General features: G+C 42.2%; 19 protein-coding genes, 1 tRNA gene and 1 pseudogene. 10 read left to right on the plus strand and 11 right to left on the minus strand.

Annotated features, from left to right (window positions below; genetic code table 11):
- Positions 1-42 precede the first annotated feature (42 nt).
- Genes SORDD05_RS04210 through SORDD05_RS04220 form a run of 3 tightly spaced genes read left to right on the plus strand, consistent with a single transcriptional unit; the run spans position 43 to position 1,852 of the window.
- Entirely contained in the window at positions 43-408 is a 366-nt protein-coding gene (locus SORDD05_RS04210) for a GntR family transcriptional regulator (RefSeq protein ID WP_000119122.1), read from the plus strand.
- A gap of 4 nt (positions 409-412) precedes the next feature.
- Positions 413-1,108 carry an ABC transporter ATP-binding protein gene (locus tag SORDD05_RS04215; RefSeq protein ID WP_061417214.1) on the plus strand — a complete coding sequence of 232 codons (696 nt, stop codon included), beginning with the start codon at positions 413-415 and terminating at the stop codon, positions 1,106-1,108.
- Between the two features lie 15 nt (positions 1,109-1,123).
- Entirely contained in the window at positions 1,124-1,852 is a 729-nt protein-coding gene (locus SORDD05_RS04220; protein WP_061417216.1) for a hypothetical protein, read from the plus strand.
- Between the two features lie 31 nt (positions 1,853-1,883).
- Here the strand turns inward: SORDD05_RS04220 and SORDD05_RS04225 are convergent, their stop codons facing one another.
- Complete coding sequence (locus tag SORDD05_RS04225) at positions 1,884-2,579, minus strand: LrgB family protein (RefSeq protein ID WP_001288937.1); 696 nt, start codon at positions 2,577-2,579, stop codon at positions 1,884-1,886.
- Positions 2,576-2,950, minus strand: coding sequence for a CidA/LrgA family protein (locus tag SORDD05_RS04230; protein ID WP_061417825.1), 375 nt, complete (start codon positions 2,948-2,950; stop codon positions 2,576-2,578). Before SORDD05_RS04230 ends, SORDD05_RS04225 begins: the two co-directional genes overlap by 4 nt.
- Before the next feature lie 196 nt (positions 2,951-3,146).
- Here SORDD05_RS04230 and SORDD05_RS04235 point away from each other — a divergent pair, with 196 nt between their 5' ends.
- The 3 genes from SORDD05_RS04235 (at position 3,147) to trxA (ending at position 4,176) form a co-directional block, all read left to right on the plus strand.
- Positions 3,147-3,527, plus strand: coding sequence for a MarR family winged helix-turn-helix transcriptional regulator (locus SORDD05_RS04235; protein WP_061417218.1), 381 nt, complete (start codon positions 3,147-3,149; stop codon positions 3,525-3,527).
- 97 nt (positions 3,528-3,624) lie between these two features.
- The gene (locus SORDD05_RS04240) at positions 3,625-3,846 is read left to right on the plus strand and encodes a DUF4649 family protein (protein WP_000570264.1); all 222 of its coding nucleotides are present in this window, start codon (positions 3,625-3,627) and stop codon (positions 3,844-3,846) included.
- A gap of 15 nt (positions 3,847-3,861) precedes the next feature.
- Positions 3,862-4,176, plus strand: a complete 315-nt coding sequence (gene trxA / locus SORDD05_RS04245) for a thioredoxin (RefSeq protein WP_001029581.1) — start codon at positions 3,862-3,864, stop codon at positions 4,174-4,176.
- A gap of 96 nt (positions 4,177-4,272) precedes the next feature.
- On the opposite strand, the gene SORDD05_RS04250 is transcribed toward trxA, so the two are convergent.
- Positions 4,273-4,941, minus strand: a complete 669-nt coding sequence (locus SORDD05_RS04250; protein ID WP_061417220.1) for an MIP/aquaporin family protein — start codon at positions 4,939-4,941, stop codon at positions 4,273-4,275.
- A 146-nt stretch (positions 4,942-5,087) separates the two neighbouring features.
- Positions 5,088-5,435 carry a winged helix-turn-helix transcriptional regulator gene (locus SORDD05_RS04255; RefSeq protein ID WP_001133065.1) on the minus strand — a complete coding sequence of 116 codons (348 nt, stop codon included), beginning with the start codon at positions 5,433-5,435 and terminating at the stop codon, positions 5,088-5,090.
- Positions 5,436-5,584: 149 nt separating this feature from the next.
- On the opposite strand from SORDD05_RS04255, the gene SORDD05_RS04260 reads away from it, so the two are divergent.
- Positions 5,585-5,974, plus strand: a complete 390-nt coding sequence (locus tag SORDD05_RS04260) for a nuclear transport factor 2 family protein (protein ID WP_033676496.1) — start codon at positions 5,585-5,587, stop codon at positions 5,972-5,974.
- Between the two features lie 168 nt (positions 5,975-6,142).
- Here the strand turns inward: SORDD05_RS04260 and pepF are convergent, their stop codons facing one another.
- The 7 genes and pseudogenes from pepF to SORDD05_RS04295 form a co-directional block, all read right to left on the minus strand.
- Positions 6,143-7,939, minus strand: a complete 1,797-nt coding sequence (pepF, locus tag SORDD05_RS04265) for an oligoendopeptidase F (protein WP_061417222.1) — start codon at positions 7,937-7,939, stop codon at positions 6,143-6,145.
- Between the two features lie 10 nt (positions 7,940-7,949).
- Positions 7,950-8,693, minus strand: a complete 744-nt coding sequence (locus SORDD05_RS04270; RefSeq protein ID WP_061417224.1) for a 16S rRNA (uracil(1498)-N(3))-methyltransferase — start codon at positions 8,691-8,693, stop codon at positions 7,950-7,952.
- 1 nt (position 8,694) lies between these two features.
- Positions 8,695-9,645: a 50S ribosomal protein L11 methyltransferase gene (gene prmA, locus SORDD05_RS04275; protein WP_061417226.1), complete on the minus strand. Its 951-nt coding sequence runs from the start codon at positions 9,643-9,645 to the stop codon at positions 8,695-8,697.
- A 137-nt stretch (positions 9,646-9,782) separates the two neighbouring features.
- Positions 9,783-10,256, minus strand: a pseudogene (locus SORDD05_RS04280) (GNAT family N-acetyltransferase).
- Complete coding sequence (locus tag SORDD05_RS04285) at positions 10,243-10,680, minus strand: NUDIX hydrolase (protein ID WP_061417228.1); 438 nt, start codon at positions 10,678-10,680, stop codon at positions 10,243-10,245. Before SORDD05_RS04285 ends, SORDD05_RS04280 begins: the two are co-directional and overlap by 14 nt.
- Before the next feature lies 1 nt (position 10,681).
- On the minus strand, positions 10,682-11,749 hold the full coding sequence (locus tag SORDD05_RS04290; RefSeq protein ID WP_061417230.1) for a site-2 protease family protein: 1,068 nt from the start codon (positions 11,747-11,749) through the stop codon (positions 10,682-10,684).
- Positions 11,750-11,767: 18 nt separating this feature from the next.
- Positions 11,768-12,238 (minus strand): DUF3013 family protein, encoded by a 471-nt coding sequence (locus SORDD05_RS04295; RefSeq protein WP_061417232.1) that lies wholly within the window; start codon positions 12,236-12,238, stop codon positions 11,768-11,770.
- Between the two features lie 115 nt (positions 12,239-12,353).
- On the opposite strand from SORDD05_RS04295, the gene SORDD05_RS04300 reads away from it, so the two are divergent.
- From SORDD05_RS04300 to SORDD05_RS04310, 3 genes are all read left to right on the plus strand, one after another.
- Positions 12,354-13,625, plus strand: a complete 1,272-nt coding sequence (locus tag SORDD05_RS04300; RefSeq protein WP_061417234.1) for a replication-associated recombination protein A — start codon at positions 12,354-12,356, stop codon at positions 13,623-13,625.
- Between the two features lie 263 nt (positions 13,626-13,888).
- Positions 13,889-13,961: transfer RNA gene (locus tag SORDD05_RS04305), tRNA-Lys, on the plus strand.
- 213 nt (positions 13,962-14,174) lie between these two features.
- Complete coding sequence (locus SORDD05_RS04310) at positions 14,175-14,606, plus strand: Rrf2 family transcriptional regulator (RefSeq protein ID WP_061417236.1); 432 nt, start codon at positions 14,175-14,177, stop codon at positions 14,604-14,606.
- The last annotated feature ends 39 nt before the right edge of the window (positions 14,607-14,645 follow it).

A 14,645-nucleotide genomic window follows, 5' to 3' on the forward strand; every position in this document is an offset into this window, starting at 1 on the left:
ATTATTTAATTAGAACAATAAAGAGAAAGAAAGGAGACTATGATGTCCTGGTCATTTGATAATACAAAACCCATTTATTTGCAGATTATGGAAAAAATCAAATTACAGATTGTTTCCCATGAACTGGAACCCAACCAACAGCTCCCAACCGTAAGGGAACTAGCGAGTGAGGCTGGGGTCAATCCCAATACCATTCAGCGCGCTTTGTCTGATCTTGAGCGCGAGGGCTTCGTTTATAGCAAGCGAACAACTGGTCGTTTTGTCACCGAGGATTTGGACCTCATCGTTCAGTCCCGCAAACAACTTTCCGAGGAGCAACTGCAACACTTCGTCTCTTGCATGCTTCAATTTGGCTACAAAAAAGAAGAACTGCCAAATGTATTAAGCGACTATATTAAAGGAGTTTAAGACTATGACACTACTAGCACTTGAAAATGTATCAAAATCATATGGAGCAACTGCGGCACTTGACAATATCTCACTAGAGATCTCAGCTGGAAAAATCGTCGGGCTTCTCGGTCCAAACGGATCTGGAAAAACAACCTTGATCAAGCTGATCAACGGACTTCTCCAACCAGACCAAGGTCGTGTCCTCATTAACAACATGGACCCAAGTCCTGCTACCAAAGCCATTGTCTCTTATCTACCAGACACGACTTATCTGAATGAACAGATGAAAATCAAAGAAGCACTGACCTACTTTAAAACTTTCTACCAAGATTTCAATCTTGAGCGGGCTCAGCACCTTTTAGCAGATCTTGGCATTGATGAAAACAGTCGTCTCAAGAAATTGTCAAAAGGAAACAAGGAAAAGGTTCAGCTCATCCTGGTTATGAGCCGTGAAGCTCGTCTCTACGTGCTCGACGAACCGATTGGTGGTGTGGATCCAGCTGCCCGTGACTATATCTTGAACACCATCATCAACAACTACTCACCAACTTCAACTGTCTTGATTTCTACCCACTTGATTTCAGATATTGAGCCGATCTTGGACGAAATCATCTTCCTAAATAACGGAAAAGTTGTTCGTCAAGGAAATGTGGATGATATTCGTTACGAGTCAGGTGAATCCATTGACCAGCTCTTCCGCCAGGAGTTCAAAGCTTAGACAAAGGAGATTATTATGTTTTGGAATTTAGTTCGTTATGAATTTAAAAATGTTAACAAATGGTATCTAGCTCTCTACGGTGCTGTGCTTGCAATTTCGGTTTTGATTGGAGCTTTTCTTGGTAGCCTTAGCCAGAGTTACAATTCTAACAATGCTGTTTATTTCATCTTCTTTTTAGTACTAGTCTTTGGAGGACTCAGCGTCACTCTTTGGATTGCAACAATCTTTTTAATCATCCGAAGATTCAAGGGGAGTGTTTATGACCGCCAAGGGTACTTGACCCTGACCTTGCCTGTCTCTGAGCACCAAATCATCATCGCAAAACTCTTAGGAGGTCTTGTCTGGTCCATCTTAAGCTATATCGTCTTTATCTTGAGTATCATTATTATCTTCTCACTCACCCCTGTAGTGAAAGATTTGCCTCTCCTCTATCGATTTATCTCTCCTTATCTCGGTTACGGTTGGCTCTACGCCCTCTCTCTTCTGGTCGGTTCAATTACTTGGATTTTATCTATTTACCTTTGTATCTCAATTGGTCAACTATTTAACGAGTATCGTACCGCTATGGGAATTTTAGCCTATATCGTGATTAACATCGTGATTGGCTATATTTCTATCTTCTTCCGAATGGATTATGATTTTAACCTCCTAATTAGCGTTGATATCCTCAAAGATTTTATTCTAGCAATTATCTACTACCTCGGAACCTACTATATCTTGAAAAACAAGGTTAACTTGCAATAAAAAATGCCCAGCTAGAAAGCTGGGTTTTTCTTTAACTCAATATCAAACTGGCTACAATGGGACTGACAAAGACGTAGAGAATACCGGTGACACCGATAGCCAAGCCACCCATGGCGCCTGCTACAGAGCCGTATCGAAAGGCCGTTCCCGTTCCGACAGCATGACCTGTCCCTCCAAGGGAAAGACCTACAGCCACTGGATCATCAATTTTCAACCACTTCAAAAGGGTTGGTCCAATAACACTAGTTAAAATCCCAGTTGCCACTACGACGACCAAGGTCACAGTCGTCAAACCCTGCAATTTTTCTGTGATTCCCACTGCCATGGCGGTTGTCACTGACTTGGGAAAGAGAGAAATGGCTAGGAAAAAGTCCATGCCAAAGATTTTCGCCACTATGGCAGTGAAGCTAGTATTGACAACTACTGCTAGCAGACTACCAAAGAGAATACTCCTCGCATGGTGCTTCATCAGGTGAAAGCTCTTATAAAGTGGAATCCCTAAAGCCACCGTCGATGGGACTATCAAGTTGTTCAGATAAACCCCACCTTGGTAATAATCTTGATAAGAAATACCCGTCACCTTTAGAAAGATGATAATGAAAATAGCTGACAAAAGCAAAGGCGTCGTCAATGGATGGGGAAAACGTCTGTAAATCAACATCCCCACTAGATAAGCTAGTATAGACAATGCAATCCCAAACAGAGGATTGGATACAAATTCGCTCATTTGGCATCTCCTTTCTCATAATCTCCCTCAAACCGTCGCTTGATAAACTGAACCACTAGGGCGATGAGGATAATATTAATCACAGCCGCAAAAAAGACAATCAAGACGATAGGCAAGAGATAAGGGGCAATCACATCAAACTTTTCCATGATACCCACTGCTGGCGGCAAAAAGAGAATGGTCATATTAGCCAGCAGAAAATTCCCCACCATATTGACATGCCTGGTCCTCAGCCACTTGAACTGCAGGGCTAGAAAGAGAATGATTAAGCCAATAATACTGCCTGGTATGGGCATATGAAAGAAACTGGAAATCCCTTCACCAATAAGGGAAATTACAAAAAGAATCATTAATTGAACATATAACTTCATCTCAAACTCCTTGAAATAGAATTCTTGCATACCAGTTTACTCTTTTTTCAGAAAATTTCAAGGAAATATCGAAATTTTTCTTTCTTGCAAGGATTAGCTAAAAGTAGTATAATCATTGCATGCGCAATCATCTTATGTTGCAAAGACAGTCAGTAATGACTTTGCTATTTTTACTTTGAAAAGAAAGGAGAAAGCAATGACCTATTTGGAAAAGTGGTTTGACTACAACCGCCGTCAAAAGGAAATAGAAGCCTTGTTAGAAGAAACCATTGCCCAACAGAGTGAACAAAGGTTGACCTTGAAAGAGTTTTATCTGCTCTACTATCTGAATCTAGCTGGTGAAAAGTCCTTACGGCAGATTGACCTGCCAGATAAACTCCATCTCAGCCCGAGCGCTGTTTCTCGAATGGTGGCTCGCCTGGAAGAGAAAAACTGCGGTTTACTTAGTCGCAGATGTTGCGATCAGGATAGACGGGCTAGTTTTATCTGCCTGACTGACGAAGGACAAACAACTCTGGCTTATCTACAAAAGGCCATCGAAGAAAGACTGGAAATGAATCTTGACTTCATTTCTTAATCAGATTTTTTAAAAAAGTTGCGTGCGCAATCATTTTTCTTGACATTCCTCTTTTCAAGGAGTACAATAAAGTCAAGATCGAATAAAGGAGTTTTATATGATCGAAATTACCTACCTAGACGCCAGCAAACAAGAGAGAACTATGACTTTCGAGTCTTATCAAGACTTTGAACGTTCTCAACAAGCCTGCCTTATCGGCGTCGCGGATTACTACACTGTCCAAAAATTAACTTACAATGGTCATGATTTGGACTACCATGGGACTTATGGAGATGTCTTCTTCTATCTCATGAAACAAGATTTAAGCCAATATAACTAAAAAAGGAGAAATACAATGGCAAAAGCAATTACAGATGCAACATTTGAACAAGAAACAAAAGACGGTTTGGTCTTGGTAGACTTCTGGGCAACTTGGTGTGGTCCATGTCGCATGCAAGGTCCAATCTTGGATAAATTGTCTGAAGAACTGTCAGAAGATGTCTTGAAAATCGTCAAAATGGACGTTGATGAAAATCCAAACACAGCTCGTGCCTTTGGAATCATGTCTATCCCAACCCTTCTCTTCAAAAAAGACGGTCAAGTGGTAAAACAAGTTGCTGGAGTACACACTGCAGAACAAATCAAGGCCATCGTTGCTGAATTGAGTTAAGATTGAAGCACTCCCAATTGTAAAACGGGAGTGCTTTTTTGTTTGCATAGAAAAAGCCCTGTTCCTCAAATTGGGGAGCAAGGCTCTTTTTGCTTATTATTCTTCTGTTCCAAGGAAGTTTTTCGCAACAAGAGCTGCAAGAACACCACCTACGATTGGTGCAAGAATGAAAATCCATACTTGTTGAAGGGCCGCGCCACCTACAAAGACAGCTGGTGCCAAGCTACGAGCTGGGTTTACTGAAAGTCCAGTGATGTTCAAGCCTACAAGGATCAAGGCTGTCAATGACAAACCAATCACCAAACCAGCGATTGCACCATTGCCTTTGCTTGCTGAAGTGACAGTCATGATAACTAGGACAAACAAGAAGGTTGCGATGACTTCAAACAAGAATCCACCAAAGACAGTGACACCGTTTGCCAAGGCATTTTCACCAAGACTAGCAGTTGACATGCCTGAGTTAGACAAGAGGAAGAATACCGCAGCTGACGCAAGGAAAGCTCCAACTACTTGTCCAAGAATGTAGTTTACAAGTTCTGAAGATGACAAACGTTTGTTTACAAACATAGCGATTGAAACAGCCGGGTTCAAGTGAGCCCCTGAAATAGTTCCGATTGAGAAAGCTGCGACTACGATGGCCAAACCAAAAGCAAGAGCAATCCCAAGGTGGCCAAGACCTTCAACACCATTCCCAAAAACAACAGCTCCTGTTCCGATGAACACAAGCATAAAAGTACCGATTAATTCAGCAACAAATTTTTTCATGATAAGTCTCCTTTTTTCAAAACTATGTACCAGTCTATCAAAAGAAGGAACAGGTTTCAAGAAAATTGATTGGAAATTTACTGGTTTGCCTTACTGTCTTTTAATTGAGGGATTCGATAAAAAATACATTCCCTCTATGGGACTTATCAGTTGCCTATCTCATTAGCATTTAGCAACTTAATATAATCCAGACCCCAGTTTTCGACAGCATCTAAAACAACTCTGAATTCCTGCCCCATTTCGGTTAAGCTGTACTCAACTCGTGGGGGAACTTCGGCATAGACCTTTCGTTGAACAATCTTATCCTTTTCTAATTGACGGAGATGACGGGTCAAAATAGTTTGAGTAATCCCAGGCAATAATCTCTGCAATTCTTTAAATCGTTTGGTACCCGTACTCAACTGATAAATGATTACCAGTGCCCATTTCCCCGTTAAAACCCTCTGCGTTGTCGCAAATGGACAAATACCATACTCACTCACTTTATTTGGCATAAAATATCTTCTTTCTATTTTTTTTTAAATTTATCTTTTAGTATCAATAAAAGTACTACTTTTGATACTAGCTATCGAAAAAGTGTCTACTTGTTTTTTTTGATTTTAACTGTTACAATTATATCATAAAAAAGAAATGGAGAATATATATGTCAACAAACTTAGAAATTTTCAACGCTTATAACCAAGCTTTAATTGCTGGTGACTTTCCTGGTGTCTTTGAAACGATGGCAGACGATATTGTCTGGCATCAACCTGGTAATCATAGTATATCTGGTTCAGTTGTTGGTAAGGACAAGCTAGGAACTCACCTGGCTACATTTGCTGAGAAAACTAATGGAACCTTTAAGGTGATAACAAATTGGGTTTCTGACAATAAGGATTTAATCGCAGCTAATGTTACTTTTCTCGGAACACGTGCTGATGGTACTGAACTCAATATGAACGGGATTGACCTCTTCCGTATTGAAGACGGGAAAATCAAAGAAGTTTGGCTCTTCTCTTCAGATCAAGCAGAAGAGGATAGCTTTTGGGGATAATTAAAGAGGCCGGGACAAAAAATTTTGATTTTAGGAATTCTTTATTATAAATTTTTAAATCAATAGATTAGATAAAAAAGCGAACAAGACAGAATTCTGAGTGTCAGATAACTCGTTTTGTTCGCTTTTTATATTTAAGGTTAGACTTTTGTCCCAGACTCTTTTAATTTACTCTCCCAACTCAGCACTGTATGCGATAATCTGATCAACCGTGTCTGACAAGAACTGGATGGTATCACGGAGTGGTTTATCCGTTGAGATATCGGCTCCGATAATCATTGCTGACTCAAGTGGAGTCTTACTGCCACCTGATTTGAGAAGATTGAGCCAATCTTCAGCTCCAGTTTCTGAATGTTTCAGATGAAGGTAACCCACTGTCGAGATGACTAGTCCAGCTGAGTAGGTGTAACTATACAAGCCCATGTAGTAGTGAGCCTGGCGCATCCAAGTCAAGGCCGCATCGTCGTCAATTTCAATGGCATCTCCCCAAAAGTCTGTCAAGACCTCTTTCATAATGCTGTTGAGCTTGCCTGCTCCAAAGGTCTTCCCTTCTTCAATCAAGCTATACACCATACGCTGGAAGGCTGCTTCCAAAAGGTGGGTGATGAAATTATGGAAGTAGGTATCTGTCAAGCGATGGGCAAGAGCGAAGCGTTTTTGACGGGGATCATCCGATTGGTGTTCCAAATAATCACTGAGAAGTAACTCATTGAAGGTCGATGGCGCTTCGACATAATAAGTCGACATGTGGGCGTTGAAGTAACTTTGGTGATTGTCTGAAAAGATGAATTGACCCGAATGCCCAATCTCATGAATGAGGGTATAGACATCACTGAGACGACCTGTCCAGCTCATGAGGACATAAGGGTGCACGCGATATGGATCCGCCGCATAACCACCAGAATCTTTGCCACTATTGGCAACAAAGTCCACCCATCGCTCTTCTTGATAGCGAGCAACTTCCTGACAATATTCTTGCCCTAAAGGTTCTACTGACTTCATGACCAAATCATAGGCGTCGTCAATGGTCACTTCCGGATTCAGGGCGCTGTCCAAGTCCAATTTCCAGTCTGCAAAGGTCATCTTTTCAAGACCATTGACCTTGGCAACATGCTTGAGGTATCTCTGAGCAACTGGCGCAAAATCCTTCATGATGAGGTCAATCTGGCGGTCAAACATGGCACGGTCAACTTCTTGCTCAGCTAGAAGATAATCAAAAACCGAGTCGTAGCCCTTCATATCTGCCAACAGTTTTTCAGACTTGACCTGAGCTAAGTAGGCTGCCGCAGCCGTATTTTGGTGCTTACGAAGTCCCTCTGAGAAGGAAAGGAAAGATTTCTCACGAACTTCAGCGTCCTCGTGGTTTTGGTAGAAATTTTCATAGGTCACAAAGCTGTTTTTATATGTCTTGCCATTGACTTCAAAGTCAGCCATTTCAAAGTCCCCAGCTCGCATCTTAGTATAAATATCCTGTGGACTGTAGAAAACTTCACCCAGATTTGTCAAAGCCTTCTCCACATCAGCCCCTAGATAGTGGGCTTTTTTGATTTTTGCCTGACGAATGGCTGCCGTCAAATGTGGCAGTTCACCCAAACGATCCAAGACTTCCTCATCAGCTTCCACCAAGGCATCGTCAAAGAAAGTCAAGGCTACGCTGGCGTCTGTTTCAAATTCCATCCCAGCTTGGGCAATATTAGCAAAATCTTCATTGCTATAATCTGTCGTCTGAGGCATAAAGGCGTAATTACCAATATGACTCATCTGAATGTAAATTTGTTCCAATTCTGCAAAGGCCTTTTCAAAATCTTCAAAAGTGTGAAGATTGCCCTTGTAATCACGGCTAAATTGGTTAATATCTTCGCGAGCCTTCTCGATTGCTCGCAAGAAATCCTCACGGTCTTGGTATAGGGCAGTTAAATCCCAAAGTTCCTTTTCAGGAAATTCTGAACGGTGTTTTTGTTCCATTTTCTTCCTCTTATTTTTCTAATTCTACTAAAACACTAAGGGCTGATAAGGCATAAAGCGGCGCTGTTTCTGCTCGCAAGATGCGAGGTCCAAGACCTGCCAAGACGGCTCCTTTAGCTTCAAAAGACTCAATTTCTGCAGGTGAAAGACCGCCTTCTGGGCCAAAGATAAAGAGCAATTTGGCTCCCTTTTCAAGACCAGAAACTACTTGCAATAGCGCAGCGGCTTCCCCTTCTTTTGCTGATTCTTCGTAGGCCACTACGATAGAGTCATACTGATCCAGCTGGGCTAGAAAATCTGCTTTTTTCTCAAAAAGTTTGACACTCGGGACCAGATTCCGCTTGCTTTGCTCGGCTGCTCCAAGGGCGATTTTTTCTAGTTTTTCGACTTTCTTGCCCAATTTCTTACCATCCCACTTGGCGACCGACCAATCGGCAGGAAAGGCCCAGATTTGGCTAGCACCCAGTTCTGTCACTTTTTGAGTGATGAATTCCAACTTATCTCCCTTGGGAAAGCCTGATGCGATGGTCACTTGGATGGGAAGTTCCACATTGTCAGCTAATTCTTCGAGCAATTCAAACTGACGGTTTTCCACATCCAGCACGCGCGCCAAGCGCTTGATACCATCCTCAAAGACCAAGGTCACCTGTTCATCTTCCTTCAAGCGCATGACCTGAAACATGTGCTTGCTGGTTTCCTTGTCCTCAATAGTGACAGGAGAGACTGCACTGCCCTTGACAAAATACTGCTGCATGCTAGCCTCCAATCACACCTGAAATATCCTTGGTCTTCTTAAAGACGCAGGCATTCCATTCCCCTTGAATCATGTGGGTTTCAAGGAAAAATCCAGCTGACTCAGCTGACTCTCGCACCATGTCCCACTTGTCCTTGATAATGCCACTCATGATGAGGTAGCCCTCATCCTTGACCAAGCGATAAGCATCCTCTGTCAGATGAATGAGAATATCCGCCAAGATATTGGCCACGATGACATCTGCTTCAATCTCCACACCCTTAAGCAAATCGCCTGGGGCTACATGGATGTTTTCCATGCCAGGGTTGAGTTCAATATTTTCCTGAGCCACACAAACTGCCACATCATCTAAGTCATAGGCGAAAATCTCCTTAGCACCAAGAAGCGAGCTGGCAATGGAGAGAACTCCTGATCCAGTTCCCACATCAAGCACCGTTTCGCCACCACGAAGGACCTGCTCCAAGGCAAAGAGGCTCATCTTAGTGGTTGGATGGGTCCCAGTACCAAAAGCCATACCAGGATCCAGCTTGATAATCTTTTCTCCAGCAGTCGCCTCGTAGTCTGTCCAAGACGGCACGATGGTCAAATCATGAGTGATACGAGCTGGCTCATAGTATTTCTTCCAGTTGTCTGCCCAGTCTTCCTCAGCCAAGGCAGTCGTCCCAATCTTGACCTCTCCCAAATCCATAAAATCCGTCAAGTCTGCTAAGCGAGCCTGCAAGTCCGCCTCAACCACTGCCACATCAACTGTATCAGGATAGTAGGCTGTCACCACGATTTCTTCTTGCTGCTCGACCTCTGGGAAAATCTCACCAAATCGATCCACATTTCCCACATAGTCCATACTGTCTTCGATCGCAACACCTTGCGCTCCCAGCTCAATCAAGAGATTGGAAACCAACTCCTCCCCCTCACGCTTAACTGTAACTTTTAACTCTTGCCATGTTTCCATAATTAAGATACCAAGCCCGTAAAACACAAAGCCAAAATAGGAAACTCTCTGAAGACACTTGTGTCTAAGAAAAGTTTATCTTTTTGGCACAGTGTTTAGGGCGGATTCAGTTCAGAAATTTAACCGAACCATCCTTTCTATTTGTCAATCAATTTTTTCATGTAAACCATATCCATACCTTCTTTTTCAGGCTCGATATGGGTTTGACGGTAGCCATTTTTCTCATAAAAAACAACCATACCTTCATCCTGTAATACCGTACACAAATCCCACTGTGTGATTGTTGGAAATTCTTTTTCCAACAATCTCAGTCCTTCAGAACCATAACCTTTTCCTTGATACGGAGGTAAAATTGCCACTGTTCCCAACCAAGCTTCAGTCAACTCTTCATTGGTCTGAACTCGTAAAAATCCGATGTTTTCGTCCTTTTCTTTCACAAAGTAGTAATAGCTATTAGGACGCTCAACCAATTTCCACTTGATTCGTTCGCGGTCCTCCAGATAAGGATCATACTCATCTTAGTATTTCTCATAGACTGCCTTAAAACTGGCTCTCTGTATAGAAATGATGGTTTCTAAATCCTCTGCTCCTGCTCTCTCAAGTGTTATCATATTTCTCCTCCATATAATCTCTCACTCTATCCTGCAACTGGGGTACGACCTTATCTGAGCTAAGAAATTCGTCAATATTCATCAGTTTGTAGCCCTGTCCTTCGTCACCAAAGGTGATCTTGTCAAACTGTTCCTGCGTTAACTTGCCAACTAGAAAGACGGATTCCTTCCCCGCAAAAAGCATACTTGGATAAACCTTACCCCAAAGCAGGCAATCTTTAGACAAATGAATCCCCAGTTCCTCAAAAACTTCACGCGCTGCGCACTCAAACGGACTTTCATCTCCTTCACGGCCACCACCTGGCAGTTCCCACATATTGGGCCATGGGATATTTTCCTTGTCATCCCGCAAGATAGTTAAAATCCTATCATCACAAAAGAGAGCAATTTTGCAACCTGTGAAATCAGAAATTTCTACTTCCATATCAGACTCCCTTGTCTAATTCTTTCTCCAACTCTGCTAACCAGTTTTCATAGTAACATTGCTCATCCCGTAGCATCCGGCTGCTATTCATTTTCTGTCTAGCAATCTTCATAGCCTTGCGAGTTTGAGCTACATCTTTCTTGACCTTAAATTGATACCAAGCTTGAATCACCTGCACATCTGTCATTTTTAGAGATAAAAAGGATTTAACGCTTCGAATACCAGCATATTCCTCTGCTTTCTCATTGTCACCTTCTAGCAAAGCAATTTGAAGAAGGTATAGCTGGCAAAAAGTTTCAGACAGCGAGTGTTCTGTTCTCTCTAGTAAAGATTGAAATAGCTTTTTAGCTGCCTCTAAATGATCATCCAATATAAAAACCACTCCCTGAAGAGTCTCAATATTTTCTGCAAAACTCCCTCTCGCATCCTCAGCAACAGGCATGATAAAGTCTTTCAAATCATATTCTTGAGGAGCTAGCAAGGTCTGGGCAGAATGCCTCAATACCAAGTAGGCGTATTTCCTATTTTCAGGGTGTTGTCGCAATTCCCAGATTTTTGCTCCATCGGTAATCCCAACCGGCAAAGAGTTGTTTAGGAAGAAAGACAAATTCAGAAAAATCCAAGTACCAGCAAAATACCAGCTTCTTGTCAAACATCCAAACAATATCGCCAATAACATCAAGCCGAGATGAACCAGCAAACCTCCTGATAGCATCAGGATGATTCTTTGATCGCTTTCATCTTCTTTCAATCCAATATACTGAGCACCAACATTTTTCAGAACGGTTGTTCGACTAAGATAAAACCTGCCTGACTTTTTGGTCAGAAGAAAATGTCCTAATCCAAAAGCCACCAGCCGATAGCCTGTCAAGTAGCCACAAAAAGCATGACCCAGCTCATGAAGAATAAAGATTAAATACATGCTTAAAAGAGCGAAGGAATAACCAAAAGTAAAGGCTAAAACTGCTGAATACCCCAACTCTGCAAATGCGATAGTTCCACAAGCAAAAGCTAGCATAATAAAGACAAAAGCTAGCACATAAACCAAATACGTCCCAATTTTCTTCATAAAATCTCCAACCAACTCCTAATATCTCGGATAAGGATAAAATTCTCCCTCTTCCAAGCCTGCTTTTCCTTCTTCAAAGACTTCTTGGTTCCATTCCATGACAAATTCCTCTGCTTCTGGGTCTTCCAAAAAGTCCATGAGGGCATCCAGCCCAACCTCGGCAGTATCTTTGAGGAAAAGAGCAAAATAAGCTAAAAACTCACGAGAGAAACCTTTTTTAGGCAGGTAAGGGATGACTGTTAAATAGTCTTCTGCGTTAACCGTTGACTTTGCAGGATTGTAAAAAAGGACCGCTTCCTCAAAGAGGATATCGTCTGCTGACACCTCTCCGTCCTCATCCACCATCTCAACTCCTGCAGCGTTTTGCGCTTCCAATAGAAAACTCACTTCAACTGCGTGGTTGCGCTTGTCCCAGCTAATCTCAAAGTCAAAGGGAAAGTTCTTGTCCAATTCTTCCTCTAAAACATCTAAAAATCCGTATGTTGCCATTTTGTCCTCTTTCTATGCGACTCTTAAATCGCCCCGATTGCTCGGAAATATGCTAAAATAGATACTACCATCTTACCACATATACATCAGAAAATCCATGTTAGAAAGGACTGCTATGCCAGACAATCTCGCGCTTCGCATGCGCCCTAAAACCATCGACCAGGTCATCGGTCAAGAGCATCTGGTCGGACCTGGAAAAATCATCCGCCGCATGGTGGAAGCCAATCGTCTGTCCTCCATGATTCTCTACGGACCACCAGGAATCGGCAAAACCAGCATTGCCTCTGCCATCGCTGGAACGACCAAGTATGCCTTTCGGACCTTTAACGCGACAGTGGATAGTAAAAAGCGACTCCAAGAAATCGCAGAAGAAGCTAAATTTTCTGGAGGTCTCGTCCTATTGCTAGACGAGATTCATAGACTAGATAAAACCAAGCAAGACTTCCTCTTGCCTCTCTTGGAAAGTGGTCTAGTCATCATGATTGGCGCTACGACTGAAAATCCTTTCTTTTCTGTCACTCCAGCCATCCGTAGCCGTGTTCAGATTTTTGAATTAGAACCCTTGTCCAATCAAGACGTCAAAGAGGCGATTCAAATCGCTCTAACTGACCCTCAACGTGGTTTTGACTTCCCAGTAGAGTTAGATGAGGACGCCCTTGATTTCATCGCAACCTCTACTAATGGTGACCTCCGTTCTGCCTTTAATTCACTAGATTTGGCTGTTCTCTCTACTCCAGCAAATGATAAAGGCATTCACCATATAACGCTTGACATCATGGAAAATAGCCTGCAGCGGAGCTATATTACTATGGATAAGGATGGCGACGGGCACTACGATGTCCTCTCTGCTCTACAAAAATCCATCCGTGGCTCAGATGTCGATGCCAGCCTACACTACGCAGCACGCTTGATTGAAGCTGGTGATCTGCCTAGTCTCGCTCGTCGCTTGACCGTTATCGCCTATGAAGATATCGGTTTGGCCAATCCTGAAGCTCAGATCCATACCGTAACTGCTCTAGATGCTGCTCAAAAGATTGGATTCCCAGAAGCTCGCATCCTCATTGCCAATATTGTCATTGATTTGGCGCTATCGCCCAAGTCCAACTCAGCCTATGTGGCCATGGACAAGGCTCTTGCTGATCTCAAAACATCAGGGCATTTACCCATTCCACGGCACCTGCGTGATGGTCACTACAGTGGGAGCAAGGAACTGGGAAACGCCCAAGACTATCTTTATCCACATAACTATCCTGGAAACTGGGTCAAGCAAGACTATCTGCCAGAAAAAATCAAAGACCAGCACTATTTCACTCCGAAAGATACTGGCAAATACGAACGGGCCTTGGCGCAACGCAAGGAAACCATTGATAAATTGCGGGACTTGTGAAATCCTTTTCAAATAATTGCATTTCCCTCTTGATTTTTTTTGAAAAAGTGGTATTATATAAACATAGAAACGCTGTGGTGTACGACTTCACACTTAAGTGTTGACCGACTATTTTTTGTATTTTTAGGGAAACAAAAGTCTTCTAACAGCATGTAGGCCGTCTCACACGGAAACAGCTTCAGTTAGAGCGAGTTGCCCACCTGCTTAATTGCGCGGGTTCAATACAAACCGTGAAGTTTCGGCACCAATACAGCTTTTTCTTTGCCTCCTTAGCTCAGTTGGTAGAGCAGTAGACTCTTAATCTATGGGTCGCAGGTTCGAGCCCTGCAGGGGGCATCTAAATCAACAGGAAAAAGCCTTAAAATTAAGGCTTTTTTGTTGTTCTAAAGTAGATTTGTCCCACTTTTTTTATGAGCAATCTTTCCAAACATCTTTAATCTTATGACACTCTTAAAAAATTTTTTTTAATTTAAAACAAAAGTCTTGCTTTTCATTTTATTTATGATATACTTGTTCTTGCATCTGATACATGTTACAAAAGGAGTCGATATGGATACAAAATTCTCAGTTGCTTTGCATATCCTAACAATGATTAGCGAGAGCAAGGAAACCCTAAGTTCTCAAGCATTAGCTACTAGTGTTGGGACTAACGCTAGTTACATTCGAAAGGTGATTGCCTTATTGAAAAATGCAGGCTTGATTAGTTCCCAGCAAGGAAAAACGGGCTATCAACTCAGTAAATCTCCTAAGGAAATGACTTTACTGGAAATCTACTATGCTACTCAAGAAATCAAGCATATCAGTTTATTTCCTGTTCACCAAAATAGCAACCCTGATTGTCCCGTTGGAAAAAACATCCAAGGAGCAGTTTCACCACTTTTCGCTAGTGCCGAATCTCAACTAGAGAATGAATTGGCAAATCAAACTTTAGAAGATGTCATTGACAATTTATATAAACAAGCCAAACAAGTCCGAAACTGATTTGATAACAAGTCAGTTTTTACCAGAAGTAACATATAC

Origin of the sequence: Streptococcus oralis, from assembly GCF_001578705.1 — a bacterium.
Lineage (GTDB): Bacteria > Bacillota > Bacilli > Lactobacillales > Streptococcaceae > Streptococcus > Streptococcus oralis_J.

Excerpts from the sequence above, each read along its gene's own strand:
- SORDD05_RS04210 (WP_000119122.1), top strand. The coding sequence starts at position 43 with ATGTCCTGGTCATTTGATAATACAAAACCCATTTATTTGCAGATTATG.
- SORDD05_RS04215 (WP_061417214.1), top strand. The coding sequence starts at position 413 with ATGACACTACTAGCACTTGAAAATGTATCAAAATCATATGGAGCAACT.
- SORDD05_RS04220 (WP_061417216.1), top strand. The coding sequence starts at position 1,124 with ATGTTTTGGAATTTAGTTCGTTATGAATTTAAAAATGTTAACAAATGG.
- SORDD05_RS04225 (WP_001288937.1), bottom strand. The coding sequence starts at position 2,579 with ATGAGCGAATTTGTATCCAATCCTCTGTTTGGGATTGCATTGTCTATA.
- SORDD05_RS04230 (WP_061417825.1), bottom strand. The coding sequence starts at position 2,950 with ATGAAGTTATATGTTCAATTAATGATTCTTTTTGTAATTTCCCTTATT.
- SORDD05_RS04235 (WP_061417218.1), top strand. The coding sequence starts at position 3,147 with ATGACCTATTTGGAAAAGTGGTTTGACTACAACCGCCGTCAAAAGGAA.
- SORDD05_RS04240 (WP_000570264.1), top strand. The coding sequence starts at position 3,625 with ATGATCGAAATTACCTACCTAGACGCCAGCAAACAAGAGAGAACTATG.
- trxA (WP_001029581.1), top strand. The coding sequence starts at position 3,862 with ATGGCAAAAGCAATTACAGATGCAACATTTGAACAAGAAACAAAAGAC.
- SORDD05_RS04250 (WP_061417220.1), bottom strand. The coding sequence starts at position 4,941 with ATGAAAAAATTTGTTGCTGAATTAATCGGTACTTTTATGCTTGTGTTC.
- SORDD05_RS04255 (WP_001133065.1), bottom strand. The coding sequence starts at position 5,435 with ATGCCAAATAAAGTGAGTGAGTATGGTATTTGTCCATTTGCGACAACG.
- SORDD05_RS04260 (WP_033676496.1), top strand. The coding sequence starts at position 5,585 with ATGTCAACAAACTTAGAAATTTTCAACGCTTATAACCAAGCTTTAATT.
- pepF (WP_061417222.1), bottom strand. The coding sequence starts at position 7,939 with ATGGAACAAAAACACCGTTCAGAATTTCCTGAAAAGGAACTTTGGGAT.
- SORDD05_RS04270 (WP_061417224.1), bottom strand. The coding sequence starts at position 8,693 with ATGCAGCAGTATTTTGTCAAGGGCAGTGCAGTCTCTCCTGTCACTATT.
- prmA (WP_061417226.1), bottom strand. The coding sequence starts at position 9,645 with ATGGAAACATGGCAAGAGTTAAAAGTTACAGTTAAGCGTGAGGGGGAG.
- SORDD05_RS04285 (WP_061417228.1), bottom strand. The coding sequence starts at position 10,680 with ATGGAAGTAGAAATTTCTGATTTCACAGGTTGCAAAATTGCTCTCTTT.
- SORDD05_RS04290 (WP_061417230.1), bottom strand. The coding sequence starts at position 11,749 with ATGAAGAAAATTGGGACGTATTTGGTTTATGTGCTAGCTTTTGTCTTT.
- SORDD05_RS04295 (WP_061417232.1), bottom strand. The coding sequence starts at position 12,238 with ATGGCAACATACGGATTTTTAGATGTTTTAGAGGAAGAATTGGACAAG.
- SORDD05_RS04300 (WP_061417234.1), top strand. The coding sequence starts at position 12,354 with ATGCCAGACAATCTCGCGCTTCGCATGCGCCCTAAAACCATCGACCAG.
- SORDD05_RS04310 (WP_061417236.1), top strand. The coding sequence starts at position 14,175 with ATGGATACAAAATTCTCAGTTGCTTTGCATATCCTAACAATGATTAGC.